Here is a 14,492-nt window from a genome sequence, read left to right as displayed (position 1 = left end):
TCTCCTCGACGGGTCCGGGTTGGCCGGGGAAACCAACAGATCTCGTATCGGAACCGGACCGGGGGAGTTGAGCCGAGCCCCCGACGCACTGCGGCCCCCGACCTCGGCGAGGTCGGGGGCCGCAGGGGAGCGGTGGATCAGATGTCGTAGTACATCGCGAACTCGTGCGGGTGCGGGCGGAGGCGGATCGGGGTGATCTCGTTCTCCCGCTTGTACTCGATCCAGGTCTCGATCAGGTCGGGGGTGAACACGCCACCGTCGAGCAGGTAGTCGTGGTCGGTCTCGAGCCGGTCGAGCACGGCGTCGAGGGAGGCCGGGACCTTCTCGATGCCCAGGGCCTCCTCGGGCGGCAGCTCGTAGAGGTCCTTGTCCACCGGGGCCGGGGGCTCGATCTTGTTCTTCACGCCGTCCAGGCCGGCCATCAGCATCGCCGAGAAGGCGAGGTAGGGGTTGGCCGACGGGTCGGGCACGCGGAACTCGATGCGCTTGGCCTTCGGGTTGTCCCCAGAGATCGGGATCCGGGTGCAGGCCGACCGGTTGCGGGCGGAGTAGACCAGGTTGATCGGGGCCTCGAAGCCGGGCACCAGGCGGTGGTAGCTGTTGACCGTCGGGTTGGTGAAGGCCAGCAGCGACGGGGCGTGCTTGAGCAGACCGCCGATGTAGTGCCGGGCCATGTCCGACAGGCCGGCGTAGCCGGTCTCCGCGGCGAACAGCGGGACGCCGTCCTTCCACAGCGACTGGTGGCAGTGCATGCCCGAGCCGTTGTCACCGAACAGCGGCTTGGGCATGAAGGTGGCCGACTTGCCGTGCGCCCAGGCGGTGTTCTTGATGATGTACTTGAAGAGCATCAAGCTGTCCGCCGAGCGGAGCAGCGTGTCGAACTTGTAGTTGATCTCGGCCTGGCCGCCGGTGCCCACCTCGTGGTGGCCGCGCTCGAGCTCGAGGCCGGCATTGGCGAGGTTGACCATCATCGCCGAGCGCAGGTCGCTCTGGTGGTCGGTCGGCTCGACGGGGAAGTACCCGCCCTTCTGCCGCGTCTTGTAGCCCAGGTTCGGGCCGACGCCGTTCTCACCGGTCAGCGAGCCCGAGTTCCAGGAGCCCTCGACCGCGTCGATGTGGTAGTAGCCCTCGTTGATCGAGGTGTTGTGGCGCACCGAGTCGAAGACGTAGAACTCAGCCTCGGGGCCGAAGTACGCGGTGTCGGCGATGCCGGAGCTGGCGAGGTAGGCCTCGGCCTTCTTCGCCACGTTCCTCGGGTCACGGGAGTAGGCCTCACGCGTGATCGGGTCGTGGATGAAGAAGTTGACGTTCAGCGTCTTGTAGGTGCGGAACGGGTCCACGAAGGCGCTGTTCGGGTCGGGCAGCAGCAGCATGTCCGACTCGTTGATGGCCTGGAAGCCACGGATGGACGAGCCGTCGAAGCCCAGTCCGTCGGTGAAGGTGTCCTCACCGAAGGTCTCCGCGGGGATGGTGAAGTGCTGCATGACGCCGGGGAGGTCACAGAAGCGGACGTCGACGAACTTGACGTCGTTGTCCTGGATGTACTTCGTGACGTCATCGGGACTGGTGAACATCGATCCTCCGAGGATGGGCGGACGGCTGGCAGGGAAGCTACGAGCGGGGAGTTGCCCGCCGGTGTCTCGCGTGTTTCCGAGCGGTAACACCGGCCCCGGCGTGTCGCGGGTCTCGATCGGCCCGCCGGCGGGCGGCACGCGCGGTCGACCCTCTTACGCTGGGTGCATGGTCAGGGACGAGACACCACCCTCTCAGGGCCGGGTGCGCGGCGCCTCCCTGGGGCTGCCCGCCGAGGGACCCGGTTCCGTCGCGACCTTCGGCGTGCGGGCGGTGGCGTTCCTGGTGGACGCCGCGGTCTCCGCCGCGGTCGCCGCAGTCGTCGTCCAGGGCATCCCGGCCAACTGGAGCCTGCTGTCCTTCGGCCTGGTCACCGTGGTCTCGCTGGTGCTCGTCGGCCGGACGCCGGGGCAGGCCCTGCTCAAGCTGCAGCTGGCCCACCCGCGCCCCGAGGCGCGGGTGGCGCTGTGGCGGGCGGTCGTCCGCACCGGGCTGCTGATGCTGCTGGTGCCGGCCCTGGTGGTCGACGGCGACGGCCGCGGCCTGCACGACCGGCTGACCGCGACGGCCGTCATCCGGACGACCTGAGGGCTACCGACGGCGGAGCTGCCGCTGGCTGACCGACATCTGCTTGCCACCGGGCATCGGACCGCCGGGGATCGGCATCCGAGCCCCACCGAGGGCGTTCATCCGCTTGCCCAGGCTGTTGACCTCGGCGCCGTCGAGGTTGCGGGGCAGCTTCATCACGTGCGAGCTGAGCTTCTTCAGCGGGACCTGGCCCTCGTCGTCGCCGACGGTGATGTCGTAGATCGGGGTGTCGCCGACGACCTTGGCGATCCGGCGCTTCTCGCCGGCGATGAGCGGGCGGACCCGCTGCGGGGAGCCCTCGGCGACCAGGATGATCCCGGGCCGGCCCAGCACCCGGTGCACGGCGTCCATCTGCGGGGTGCCCGCGACACCGGAGCTAACCCGCCAGTCACCACGCATGCCCTCGAGCACCCAGGCAGCAGCGCCGGGCTGTCCCTCGACCTGGCGGTAGGCCGAGCCCTGCGCCCGGCGGCCGAAGACGACCAGGGCGGCGAGCAGGCCCAGCAGGACCGCGATCGGGATGAACAGCAGGGGAGCCCCGAACAGGACCGCCACCAGCTCGACCACGGCCGCGACCACCACGAAGGCGATCAGCATGACCCACGGGAGCTTGGGGTCGTTCTTGTACGTGAGGGTGTAGGCCTGCTTGATCTGGCCGCCCTGGGTCTTCATCCGCGTCCAGCGGCCGACCTTGGGCTTGCCGTCCTTGCCGAGCTTCGGGGCCTTGCCGGCCTTGGCGCTCGTCGCGCCCGCCTTGGTGGACCCGGTGGCGCCCTTCCCGGCCTTCGTCGGCGGGGTGGGGGTGTCTGTGGGCTTGCTGCGTGCCATGACAGGAGGGTAAGCCCCCGGGGTGGGACCCCGGGGGCACCCGCCTCAGACGGCGGGGGTGAGCCCGCGGGCCTCGACGGCCTGCTGGTAGAGCCGGCCCGCCCGGTAGGAGCTGCGCACCAGCGGCCCGGCGAGCACGCCGGGGAAGCCGATCTCCTCGGCCTGGGCGGCGAAGTCGACGAACTCCTGGGGCTTGACCCAGCGGACCACGGGGTGGTGCCGCGGGCTGGGGCGCAGGTACTGGGTGATGGTCAGCAGGTCGCAGCCGGCGTCGTGCAGGGCCTGCATGGTCTCGGTGACCTCGTGCGGCTCCTCGCCCATGCCCAGGATCAGGTTGGACTTGGTGACCAGACCGGCCTCGCGGGCGGCGGTGATGACGGCGAGGGACCGGTCGAAGCGGAACCCGGGCCGGATGCGCTTGAAGATGCGCGGCACCGTCTCCACGTTGTGCGCGAGCACCTCGGGGCGGGAGGAGAAGACCTCGGCGAGCTGGTCGGGGTCGGCGTTGAAGTCCGGGATGAGCAGCTCGACGCCGCAGCCGGGGACCTGGGCCTTGATCTGGCGCACGGTCTCGGCGTAGAGCCAGGCGCCGCCGTCCTCGAGGTCGTCACGGGCGACACCGGTGATCGTGGCGTACTTCAGCGCCATCGTCGCGACGCTCTCGCCGACCCGGCGGGGCTCGTCGCGGTCGAAGTCCGCGGGCTTGCCGGTGTCGATCTGGCAGAAGTCGCAGCGGCGGGTGCACTGGTCACCGCCGATGAGGAAGGTGGCCTCGCGGTCCTCCCAGCACTCGTAGATGTTGGGGCACCCCGCGGACTCGCAGACCGTGTGCAGCCCCTCGCTGCGGACCAGCGACTTCAGCGCGGTGTACTCCGGGCCGGTCTTCAGCTTGGTCTTGATCCACTCGGGCTTGCGCTCGATGGGGGTCTGGGCGTTGCGGACCTCCAGGCGCAGCAGCTTGCGACCCGCGGGGTCGATGCTCGCCGTGCTCGCCGGGGTGGCTGTCGTCGGCGCGTCGCTCATGCCCACGACGGTACTCCCGGGGCGCTCGGCCCCGGACGCGACGGAGGGGCGCCCCGCGTGCTGCGGGACGCCCCTCCGGGGTGCTGTGGCTGCTACGCCTGGTGCTTGCCGCCCTCGGTGTCGTCGGCCTCGCGGCCCAGGGCCGGCTTGGCCAGCGTCTCGGCGGAGGGGACGGTGTTGACCTGCGGCGGGGTGTCGTCGCGCGAGTCGGATTCGGCGGTGTCCTCGTGGCCGCCGTCGCGCCAGCCCAGGTCGGTGTTGGCCGGGGTGGCGTCGCCGGCGGCGTCCTCGGCCGTCGAGACGGCGGTGCCGCCGTCGGTCTCGGTCACCCCGGTGTCGGCCGGGTTCTCGTCGGAGGTGCTGGGGGCGTTGCTGCTCGGGCTGCTGGGCACGGGGTCCTCCCGGTAGGCGGGGACGGGGCCGTCGCCGGTGGGCGCGGGCGTCCAGGGGTCGTTCGAGGAGGTCGAGCGACGGACGACGGCGAAGACGGCGCCACCGACGGCCAGGGCGAGGAGCACCCAGGGCCAGCGACGCGGCTGCTTCTCCAGGCCGACGGACCGCTTGACCGAGGTCGAGGTCTTCTCCAGGTCCTTGCCGGCCTTGTGCGCGGCCTTGGCGAGCTCCTTGCGGCGCTTGTCCGCCTTCTTCGAGAGCTTGTCGGCCTTCTTGCTCACGGCCTTGCGGTTGCTGTCGGCGGCGTCGCGCAGGGCCGCCACCCGGGCGGCGGCCTGGTCACGGGCGGCCTCGGCGGTGGCGACGGCGTCGGCCCGGGAGGACTTGGCCCGCTCGGCGACCTTCTCGGCCTTCTTGCCGGCGTCCTTCTGCAGGGCGGCGGCCTTCTTGCCGGCGTCCTTCTGCAGGGCCGCGGCCTTCTTGCCGGCGTCCTCCTGCAGGTGACCGGCCTTCTTGCCGGCCTCCTGCGTGGCGGCGGCGATCGTGCCACCGGCGGCAGCCAGCTGACCGCGGGCGTTCTCCAGCACCGGCGTGGCGGCGTCGCGGGCAGCGGCGACCCGGGGGGCCGCGTAGCCCACGGCGGACTCGCGGGCTGCCTCCAGACGGGGGGTGACGTCCTTCTCCAGGGTCTTCTGCGCGCTCTTGACCGCCGACTCCAGCTTCGGACCGGCGGTCTCGCGGACCTCGGCGAGCTTGGGACCCGCGGTGGCGACGGCCGTGGCGAGCCCGGCCGCGGCGGTGCCGCGAGCAGCCTCCAGACGCGGTACGAGGTCCTTCTCGTAGACCTTCTGGGCGTTCTTCAGCTGCGGGGCCAGCGTCTTCTGCGCGGCCTCGATGCGGGGCTCCAGCGCGTCCCGAGCGGCCTCCAACTTGGGGCTGACGGCGGCGACGGCGGCCTCCAGCCGCGGCGTCACGTCCTTCTCGAGGGTCTTCTGCGCGGCCTTGCTGGCGGCCTCGTAGCGCGGGCCGAGCTGCTCCGCGGTGGCCCGACCGGCCTCGGTGACCGCCGAACCGATGTGGGCGAGGCCCTCTTGCAGTTCTGCGCCGATGACCTGGGCATGGCTCTTCTTGCGGAACACTGACGCACCTCCGGGTTGATCGTCTCGGCGGCCATCCTGCCCGGATCGGGCTCCGGGCACACCCCGAAGCGCCAGGTGTGACCCGTGGCGCTGCCGGGGCGGGCGCCCAGGCGTTCGGCGGGCCGTCCGTGCCGGGGTAATCTCGCGGCGTGTCCGGTGGACTGCTCCTCCCGAGGCCGTGCTGACCGCTCCCGCCCAGGTCACCACGGTCACCCCTCCTGCGTGAGGGGTTTTTTTCTGCCCACCCACCGGCACGCAGCCCCCAGGAGTCCCGCCATGAGCCAGCCCAGCCCCGACGCCGTCCCCGCGCACCGCTACACCCCGGCGCTCGCCCAGCAGATCGAGCTGGCCTGGCAGGACCGCTGGGAGGCCGAGGGCACGTTCCACACCCCGAACCCGACCGGCCACCTGGCCGCGGGCTTCGAGCGCGTCGCCGACCGGCCCAAGGCGTTCGTGATGGACATGTTCCCGTACCCCTCGGGCGCCGGGCTGCACGTCGGGCACCCGCTGGGCTACCTGGGCACCGACGTGACCAGCCGCTTCCTGCGGATGGACGGGCACAACGTGCTGCACCCGATGGGCTACGACGCCTTCGGTCTGCCGGCCGAGCAGTTCGCCGTCCAGACCGGGCAGCACCCGCGGGTCACCACCGAGGCCAACATCGCCGCGATCTCGGCGCAGCTGCGCCGGCTGGGCGTCGACCACGACACCCGCCGCACCTTCGCCACGATCGACCCGGGCTACTACCGGTGGACCCAGTGGATCTTCACCCAGGTCTTCGGTGCCTGGTTCGACACCGCTGCCGACAAGGCCAGGCCCATCGAGGAGCTCGTCGCCGAGCTGGACGCCGGCACCCGCGAGCCCGACACCAACCCCTTCGACCGCCCCTGGGCGCAGCTGACCGAGGTCGAGCGCCGGCAGGTCGTCGACCTGCACCGGCTGGCCTACCTGAACCAGGCCCCGGTCAACTGGTGCCCCGGGCTGGGCACGGTGCTCTCCAACGAGGAGGTCACCGCCGACGGGCGGTCCGAGCGCGGCAACTTCCCGGTCTTCCGGCGTCCGCTGACCCAGTGGATGATGCGGATCACCGCCTACTCCGAGCGGCTGCTGGCCGACCTGGACCGGCTGGAGTGGTCGGACTCGCTGAAGCAGATGCAGCGCAACTGGATCGGCCGCTCCACCGGCGCCCGGGTCCGGTTCGGTGACATCGAGGTCTTCACCACCCGCCCGGACACCCTGTTCGGCGCCACCTACCTGGTGCTGGCCCCCGAGCACCCGCTGGTCGACGCACTGACCGCCGGGTCCTGGCCCGCGGACGCCGACCCGCGCTGGACGGCCGGCGCGGCCACCCCGGCCGAGGCGGTCGCGGCCTACCAGCTGCAGGCCTCCCGCCGCTCGGAGATGGACCGCCAGGCCGAGGGCCGGGACAAGACCGGCGTCTGGCTGGGGACGACGGCGGTCAACCCGCTGACCGGGCGCGACCTGCCGGTCTTCATCGCCGACTACGTGCTGACCGGCTACGGCACCGGCGCGATCATGGCCGTGCCGGGCGAGGACACCCGCGACTTCGAGTTCGCCGACGTGTTCGGGCTGCCCGTGGTCCGCACCGTGCAGCCCCCGGAGGACTTCGCCGGCGGTGCCTACACCGGGTCCGGCCCCATGATCAACAGCTCCAACGACCAGCTGTCGCTGGACGGGCTGGACAAGGCCGCCGCGATCGCCACCGTCACCGAGTGGCTGGTCGCCGGCGGGCACGGTGAGTCCACGACGACCTACAAGCTGCGCGACTGGCTGTTCAGCCGGCAGCGCTACTGGGGCGAGCCGTTCCCGATCGTCTACGCCGTCGACGGTCCCGACGCCGGCCTGCCGGTCGCCGTCCCGGCCGACCAGCTGCCGGTGCTGCTGCCCGACGTCGACGACTACTCCCCGAAGACCTTCGCCGACGACGACGCCACCTCCGCCCCCGAGCCGCCGCTGTCCCGGGCGACCGAGTGGACGACGGCCACCCTGGACCTGGGCGACGGGCCGCGGGAGTACCGGCGCGAGACCAACACGATGCCCAACTGGGCCGGCTCCTGCTGGTACTACCTGCGCTACCTGGACCCGGCCGACGACGAGCAGTTCGTCGACCCGTCGCTGGAGGCCTACTGGATGGGCCCCCGCTCCGAGGGCGACGTCGGCGGCGTGGACCTGTACGTCGGCGGTGTCGAGCACGCCGTCCTGCACCTGCTGTACGCCCGGTTCTGGCACAAGGTGCTCTTCGACCTGGGCCACGTGTCCTCCGAGGAGCCCTTCCGCCGGCTGGTGAACCAGGGCTACATCTCGGCCTACGCCTACACCGACTCCCGGGGCTTCTACGTGCCCGCGGCCGACGTCGTGGAGCGGGACGGTGCCTTCTTCTACGAGGACCAGCCGGTCGACCGTGAGTACGGGAAGATCGGCAAGAGCCTGAAGAACATGGTCACCCCCGACGAGATGATCGGGGCCTACGGCGCCGACACCTTCCGGGTCTACGAGATGTCCACCGGTCCGCTGGAGCAGTCCCGCCCGTGGGACACCAAGGCCGTCGTCGGGTCGCAGCGGCTGCTGCAGCGGGTCTGGCGGGTGGTGGTCGACGAGACCACCGGTGAGGTCCGCGCGGGCGAGGACGCCCTGCCCGTGGACACCGCCAAGGCCCTGCACCGCGCGGTGGACGGGGTCCGGGACGGGCTGGCCACGCTGCGCTTCAACGTGGCCATCGCCCGGATCGCCGAGCTGACCAACCACCTGACCCAGGCCTACGGGCAGGCCGGGCCGGTGCCGCGGCAGGTCTGCGAGTGGCTGACCCTGCTGGTCTCCCCGCTGGCCCCCCACGTGGCCGACGAGCTGTGGTCGAGGCTGGGTCACGACGGGTCCGCTGCCTGGACGCCGTTCCCGGTCGCCGACCCGGCGCTGCTGGTGGACGACACCGTGACCGTGGTCGTCCAGGTCAACGGCAAGGTGCGGGCCCAGGTCGCGGTGCCGGCCGACGCCGATGCCGCGGCACTGGAGGCAGCAGCCCGGGCCGACGAGCGGATCGTCGGTCAGCTGGAGGGGAAGACCGTCCGCCGGGTCATCGCGGTGCCCGGGCGGCTGGTCAACTTCGTGGTGGGCTGACCTCGGCCCCCTCGGGGGCCGGGTCGGCCGGGCGGACCTCGATGCCGACGCCGAGCGGCCCCCGGCGCCCCGCGCGCCGGGCCGCCAGGCTCGAGCCGAGCCGGGAGAGCCGGTACTGCCACCCGTAGCGGTCGGCCATCGCCGCGTCCAAGCGGGGCCAGGCGTCGGCGGGCAGCAGCGTCGCCGTGCCGCGCACGTGCGGCCCGCGGACCCGGCCGCGGGCGTCGCAGTCGGCGAGCAGCACGTCGGCCGTGTGCCGGATCCGCTTGACCTTGCCGGCCCCGGGGTTGGTCCAGACCAGGCGCGCCTCGCCGTCGAGGGCACACCAGACGGGGGTGGTGACGGGCGTCCCGGTGCGGCGGTAGGTGGTCAGCGCGACGTAGCGGCCGGCCGGGAGCCCGTTCACCCGACGAGAGTCGGGGTGAGCACGGCGCGCATCGCGGCCTCGACCGGGTCCAGCAGCTCGGCCACCGGGACGTCGCGACCCAGCTCGGCGGTCAGCGAGGTGACCCCGGCGTCGACGATCCCGCACGGGATGATGCTGCCGAAACCGGCGGACAGGTCGGGGTCGCAGTTCAGGGCGAAACCGTGCATGGTCACGCCCTTGGCCACCCGGACGCCGATCGCGGCGATCTTGCGGTCGGGCCCTCGCTCGTCGGCCCGCACCCACACCCCGCTGCGGCCCTCGACCTGCTCGACGGTGACGCCGAGGTCGGCGCACACGCCCATCAGGGCCACCTCGAGGCGGCGGACGTGGGCCACGACGTCGACCGGGTCGGGCAGCGCCACGATCGGGTAGCCGACGAGCTGACCGGGGCCGTGCCAGGTGATCTTGCCGCCGCGGTCGACGTCGACGACCGGGGTGCCGTCCTGGGGCTTCTCGTGGTCCAGCGTGCGGCGGCCGGCGGTGTAGACCGACGGGTGCTCCAGGAGCAGCATCGTGTCCGGGCCGGTGCCGGCCACCCGCGCGGCGTGCAGCTCGCGCTGGCGGGCCCAGGCCTGCTCGTAGTCGACGGTCCCTGCCCGCACCACCTGCAACTCGGTCACGGGGTCCAGCCTAGGCCCGGCCCGAGGCCGGTGGGCCGGGTCACCGCAGTCGCCGGGGGACGATCCGGGTCTCGGTCACCTCGGTGCCGTCCTCGGGTTGGCCCGGGGTGCGCTCGACGTGCCAGCCCGAGACGCCCGGCCGGTCGGCGACCGCCTCGACGAGCTCGGTGCCCCGGTAGACCAGACCCACGCCGTCCTCGCTGGCGTACCCGGCGGGCAGCGTCCGGTCCCCGACCCACTGCCGGTAGCGCGGCCTGCGGTGGGGCTCGGAGTCGTGGTGCACCGAGGTGGAGAAAGACAGCAGCCCCAGGCCGTCGGTCACCGGTGCGAGGTCGGGGCCGAAGGAGTCGGTGCTGCCCCCGGTGTGCCAGCAGATCGCCCCGGCGGACACCCCGCCGAGCACCACCCCCGCCCGCCACGCCTCGGCGAACACCTCGTCCAGCCCGTGGGCGCGCCAGACCGCCAGCAGGTTCACCACGCTGCCGCCACCCACCCACACCACGTCCTGGGCGAGCAGGTGGGCCCGTACGTCGGCCACCGTCGGCATCGGGAACAGGCTCAGGTGGGAGACCTCGACGTCCCGGCCTGCGAAGGCCGCGTAGAAGGCCCCCACCCGGGCCGGGTCGTCGCCGGTGGCGGTGGCCAGGTGGCAGATCCGTGGCCGGGAGGGGGCTCCGGCCAGGGAGAAGGCCAGGTCGAACACCGGCCCGGGGGACCAGTCGTACGGGCCGCGGCCGCGGGAGTCGAAGCCGATGCTGGTGGCCAGCACGGTCGGGGCGGACGCCGTCACCGGCCGGCCCCCGGTTGCAGCCGCCGCAGCACGGCCCGGGCCGTCCGCGCACCGCTGGCCATCGCGCCCTGGATCGACGGGGTGTCGCGGTGGTCGCCGCAGACGTAGAGCCCACCGCCCAGGTCGACCGGCTGCCGGGACCGCAGCGGGACGGTGACCGCCGGCTGCGCGCCGGTGACGGTGACGCTGGTGAGGTGCTCGAGGTCGGCCACGGACACGCCCTGGGCCTGCGCCACCTCGGCCCGCACCTCGGCCTCGCTGGTGGGGGCCAGCGTGGAACTCGCGACCAGGGCGCGACCGTCGGGGCTGTAGGCCGGCTGGGCGTCGCTGACCACGACGGAGTTCACCAACCGCCCGCCCGGCTGACCCAGCACGATCAGCGGCTCGTCCCACGGTGAGGCGGGCAGGACGTGCAGGTGCGTGGTGACCTGGCGGGGTGCCGAGGCGGGCAGGGGGGCGAGCAGGCGGGCCGCGGTGTCGGGGTCGGTGGCGACCACGACGGCACCGGCGGTGATCGTACCGGCGCTGGTGCGGACCCGGTCGCCGGACACCTCGAGCACCTCGGTGGACAGGTGCCGGACCTCGGGGGGCAACCGGTCGGCCAGCTGCTCGCCGATCGCCCGCATGCCCCGGGCGGGCAGCCCGATGCGGCCGCGGACGAAGCTGCGCCACAGCAGGTCGAGGTAGCGGCTGGAGGTGGTCAGCTCCGACTCCAGCAGCACGCCGGACAGGAACGGCCGGAAGAACCGTTCCAGGGCGTCCTCGCCGACCCGGGCCCGGCGCAGCGCCTCCTCGGCGGTGCGCTCGCGGGCGTGCATCAGCCGGTCGACGGGCAGGTACCCGGCCCGGGCGGAGAACGCCCCGATGGCCGCCTCCTGCAGCAGGTTGCCCAGGGGGGCGCGCACGGTGTCCAGCGTCGCCTGCGGGTGCTTGCGGGGGTCGACGACCCGGTGCGGGGTGCCGTCCACCCGGACGATCGCCCCGGTCCAGAACCAGCCCAGGTCCAACGCGGTCAGGTCGAGGTCCGCGGCCACCCGGGGGTAGCCGGTGTTGAGCACCTGGAAGCCGCGGTCGACCAGGAAGCCGTCGACCTCCTCGGTGGTCACCCGCCCGCCCACGTGGGCGGCGGCGTCGACCAGGTGGACGTCGCGGCCGGCCGCGCTCAGCCGGGTGGCCACCGACAGCCCGGCGAGCCCGGCACCGACGACGACGACCTCGGCACGACCAGGCAGCGACATGCCCCGAACCTAGGCGTCCGGACGCAGGACGACCTCCCGGCGCAACCGGTCTGTGGACGGCGCCGGGACCTGTGGACGACGGACGACGGGTGTCTGCCCGGGGCCCTAGCGTCCGGCCGGTGTCCACCCCTGAGGCTCCCGACCCGGTCCGGCGCCGGACCCCCGTCGTGCCCGGTTACGTGCTGGAGGAACGGCTGGGCCGCGGCGGCACCGGGGAGGTCTGGCGGGCCCGCCCCCGCGGCGGTGGAGCCCCGGTGGCGGTCAAGGTGCTGGTACGAGGCGACCCCGACCGGCAGACCCGTGAGGCCGAGCTCCTCGGGCAGCTGGACCACCCGCACCTGGTGGCGCTGCACGAGGTGGTCCGGCGCGAGGTGCGTGGCGGCCCGGCCGAGGTCTCCCTTGTGCTGGACCTCCTGGAGGGCGGCAGCCTGGCCCAGCTGCTGGCGCGGCGGGGCCGGCTGCGCCCGGGGGAGGTGGTCACCGCAGTGGCTCCGGTCGCCGCGGCGCTCGCCCACGCCCACGAGCGGGGCATCGTGCACGGGGACCTCGCGCCGGGCAACGTCGTCTTCACCGCCGAGGGGCGTCCGGTGCTCACCGACCTCGGCGTCGGGCGGGTGCTGGGGGAGGACGGTGACACCGGGGGCGTCACCCCGCCCTACGTCGACCCGGTGGTCGCCCGGGGCGGGGCACCGGGTCCGGCCTCGGACGTCTTCGGGGTGGCCGCGGCCGCCTTCCACGCGCTCACCGGGGTGCCGCCGTGGAACGCCGCGGGGCCGGCGGACACCCTCGCGGTGGCGGCGGCAGGGGAGGTGCCCGACCTGGCCCTGCTGGCCCCCGAGGCGCCCCCCGAGCTGGTCGCCGTGGTCGTCCGCGGTCTGTCACCGCACCCGCACCTGCGGGGAACGGCAGCCGCGTTCGCGTTGGACCTGCGGCACGCCTGCAGACCCGAACGGATCGCCATGCCCCGCACCGGGGTGCCCGACGCCGACCTGGCGCGCACCGGGCAGGTCTCCCGGACGGAGCTGACCCACCAGGTCCGGCGGCCCCCGCGGGCGCACGCAGCCCCGGCGGGGGAGGGGCGGGTGGCCCGGTGGCGGCGGACCGGTGCCGACCGGGTGGACGGACCCCGGGTGGTCGCGGTCACCCGCCGCGTGGGCGGCGCCCTGGGGGCGGTGGCACTGGTGGTGGGTGCCGTCTGGCTGGGGGTGCAGTGGGGAGGCACCGGCAGGGCCGACCCGGTGCCGGCGGCGCAGCAGGCCGCGGTGGCCCCGACACCGACACCGACCCCGGCCACCACGAGCGCACCGGCACCCACCCCGGGGCCCGTGCCGGCAGCCACCCCGGCGCCGGCCGACGACACGGCGACACCGACCGACGAGGCGGGGTGGCGGGCCGTCCTCGAGCAGCTGTACCAACGCCGGGCCACCGCCCTGGTGGACGGGACCGCGGACCTGCTGGACGGCGTCTACACGGCCGACAGCCCGCTGGGGGCCCAGGACACCGCCTGGCTGGAGGAGCTGACGGTGTCGGGGGCGGACCTGCAGTCGTTCTCACCCCGGGTGCTGGCGGTGACCGGCGTCCAGGTGCTGCCGGACGGGTCGGGGGCCACGGTGCAGCTGGTGGACGAGGTGCCCGGCTACGCGCTCCGGGGTGCCGACGGCACGCACCAGGACGTCGCTGCCCGGGGAGGGGCCGCGGTGGCCCTCACCCTGGCCCGCACCCCGGACGGCTGGCGCATCGACACCGCGGTGGCCACCGGGTGACGCCGCCGGGGTCAGGACTGGGCGACGGCCCAGCGCAGCGCGGACTCCACGTCCCCGTGGGTGAACGTGTAGCCGGCGTCCATCAGGACGCGGGGGAGTGCTCGCTGGCCGCCGAGCACGCCGGCCTGGGCGAACTCACCGAGCACCAGGGACAGCGCGAAGCCCGGGACCGGGATGAGCGTGGGCCGCGAGAGCACCCTGCCCAGGGCCGCGGTGAAGGCCGCGTTGGTGACCGGCTCGGGACCGGACAGGTTGACCGGGCCCGCGGCCTCCGCGGTGAGCAGGAAGCGGATCGCGTCGACCTCGTCCCGCAGACTGATCCAGGGCCACCACTGGTCGCCCGAGCCCAGCTTGCCCCCCACGCCGAGTGCGAACAGCGGCTTCAGCTTGGCCATCATCCCGCCCTTGCCCAGCACGAGACCCGTGCGCAGGTGGGCCACCCGGATGCCGGCCTGCTCGGCGGGCTCGGTGGCGGCCTCCCACTGCACGCAGACGTCGGCGAGGAAGTCGCCCCCGGCCGGGGAGGTCTCGTCGAGCACCTTGTCGCCGCCGTCCCCGTAGTACCCGACGGCCGACGCCGAGAGCAGCACACGGGGGCGCGAGGGGTCGGCTGCCGCGGCCTGGGCGAACGCCGAGCTCACGGTGCGGGTGCTGTCGACCCGGCTGGTGACGACCTCGCGCTTGTAGTCGTCGGTCCAGCGCTTGTCCCCGATGCCCACCCCGGCGAGGTTGACCACCGCGTCGACGTCAGCGAGGACACCGTCGTCGAGCTGGCCGTGGGAGGGGTCCCACCGGTGCTCGTCGGCCGTGCGGGGGGTGCGACGGACGAGCCGGCGGACGTCGTGCCCGTCGGCGCGCAGGGTGCGGACGAGCTCGGTACCGACCAGACCGGACGAACCGGTGACCGCGATCTGCATGGTGGGGAGGACCTCCGGGGCGGGGACGGGGCTGGGGTCGTGCGGCGCGGCACCGGGCC

Annotated in this window: 12 protein-coding genes; 3 read left to right on the top strand and 9 right to left on the bottom strand. The window is 73.7% G+C overall.

Translation table 11 applies throughout. From position 1 onward, the window contains the following. Nucleotides 1-137 precede the first annotated feature (137 nt). Nucleotides 138-1,574, bottom strand: a complete 1,437-nt coding sequence (gene glnA / locus ASG36_RS01825; protein ID WP_055758689.1) for a type I glutamate--ammonia ligase — start codon at nt 1,572-1,574, stop codon at nt 138-140. A gap of 166 nt (nt 1,575-1,740) precedes the next feature. Between glnA and ASG36_RS01820 the strand changes: the two genes are divergently transcribed. Further along, nucleotides 1,741-2,160 carry a transporter gene (locus ASG36_RS01820; protein ID WP_055758686.1) on the top strand — a complete coding sequence of 140 codons (420 nt, stop codon included), beginning with the start codon at nt 1,741-1,743 and terminating at the stop codon, nt 2,158-2,160. 3 nt (nt 2,161-2,163) lie between these two features. On the opposite strand, the gene ASG36_RS01815 is transcribed toward ASG36_RS01820, so the two are convergent. From ASG36_RS01815 to ASG36_RS01805, 3 genes are all read right to left on the bottom strand, one after another. Next, nucleotides 2,164-2,988, bottom strand: a complete 825-nt coding sequence (locus tag ASG36_RS01815; RefSeq protein ID WP_055758683.1) for a DUF4191 domain-containing protein — start codon at nt 2,986-2,988, stop codon at nt 2,164-2,166. A 45-nt stretch (nt 2,989-3,033) separates the two neighbouring features. Beyond that, the gene (gene lipA, locus ASG36_RS01810; protein WP_055762187.1) at nt 3,034-4,011 is read right to left on the bottom strand and encodes a lipoyl synthase; all 978 of its coding nucleotides are present in this window, start codon (nt 4,009-4,011) and stop codon (nt 3,034-3,036) included. 92 nt (nt 4,012-4,103) lie between these two features. Then, complete coding sequence (locus ASG36_RS01805) at nt 4,104-5,543, bottom strand: hypothetical protein (protein ID WP_055758682.1); 1,440 nt, start codon at nt 5,541-5,543, stop codon at nt 4,104-4,106. A gap of 276 nt (nt 5,544-5,819) precedes the next feature. Here ASG36_RS01805 and leuS point away from each other — a divergent pair, with 276 nt between their 5' ends. Then, nucleotides 5,820-8,678 carry a leucine--tRNA ligase gene (gene leuS, locus ASG36_RS01800; RefSeq protein WP_055758679.1) on the top strand — a complete coding sequence of 953 codons (2,859 nt, stop codon included), beginning with the start codon at nt 5,820-5,822 and terminating at the stop codon, nt 8,676-8,678. Here leuS and ASG36_RS01795 read toward each other — a convergent pair. The 4 genes from ASG36_RS01795 to ASG36_RS01780 are packed head-to-tail and all read right to left on the bottom strand — an operon-like array spanning nt 8,659 to nt 11,753. Beyond that, complete coding sequence (locus ASG36_RS01795; RefSeq protein WP_055758676.1) at nt 8,659-9,084, bottom strand: PPOX class F420-dependent oxidoreductase; 426 nt, start codon at nt 9,082-9,084, stop codon at nt 8,659-8,661. The two genes, leuS and ASG36_RS01795, sit on opposite strands and share 20 nt — an antisense overlap. Continuing rightward, nucleotides 9,081-9,725, bottom strand: coding sequence for a lipoyl(octanoyl) transferase LipB (gene lipB, locus ASG36_RS01790; protein WP_055758671.1), 645 nt, complete (start codon nt 9,723-9,725; stop codon nt 9,081-9,083). The genes ASG36_RS01795 and lipB overlap by 4 nt, the downstream gene beginning before the upstream one ends. 40 nt (nt 9,726-9,765) lie before the next feature. Next, complete coding sequence (locus tag ASG36_RS01785) at nt 9,766-10,515, bottom strand: peptidase E (RefSeq protein ID WP_055758668.1); 750 nt, start codon at nt 10,513-10,515, stop codon at nt 9,766-9,768. Continuing rightward, nucleotides 10,512-11,753 carry an NAD(P)/FAD-dependent oxidoreductase gene (locus ASG36_RS01780; RefSeq protein WP_055758665.1) on the bottom strand — a complete coding sequence of 414 codons (1,242 nt, stop codon included), beginning with the start codon at nt 11,751-11,753 and terminating at the stop codon, nt 10,512-10,514. The genes ASG36_RS01785 and ASG36_RS01780 overlap by 4 nt, the downstream gene beginning before the upstream one ends. A 119-nt stretch (nt 11,754-11,872) precedes the next feature. On the opposite strand from ASG36_RS01780, the gene ASG36_RS22955 reads away from it, so the two are divergent. Then, the gene (locus ASG36_RS22955; RefSeq protein ID WP_055758662.1) at nt 11,873-13,516 is read left to right on the top strand and encodes a serine/threonine-protein kinase; all 1,644 of its coding nucleotides are present in this window, start codon (nt 11,873-11,875) and stop codon (nt 13,514-13,516) included. A gap of 11 nt (nt 13,517-13,527) precedes the next feature. On the opposite strand, the gene ASG36_RS01770 is transcribed toward ASG36_RS22955, so the two are convergent. Then, nucleotides 13,528-14,433: a TIGR01777 family oxidoreductase gene (locus tag ASG36_RS01770; RefSeq protein ID WP_055758659.1), complete on the bottom strand. Its 906-nt coding sequence runs from the start codon at nt 14,431-14,433 to the stop codon at nt 13,528-13,530. Nucleotides 14,434-14,492: the final 59 nt, after the last annotated feature.

It is taken from the genome of Geodermatophilus sp. Leaf369 (genome assembly GCF_001424455.1).
In the GTDB taxonomy this organism is placed as follows: domain Bacteria; phylum Actinomycetota; class Actinomycetes; order Mycobacteriales; family Geodermatophilaceae; genus Klenkia.
Note: the sequence above shows the minus strand (reverse complement) of the source record. Positions and strands in the feature narration are given on the sequence as shown.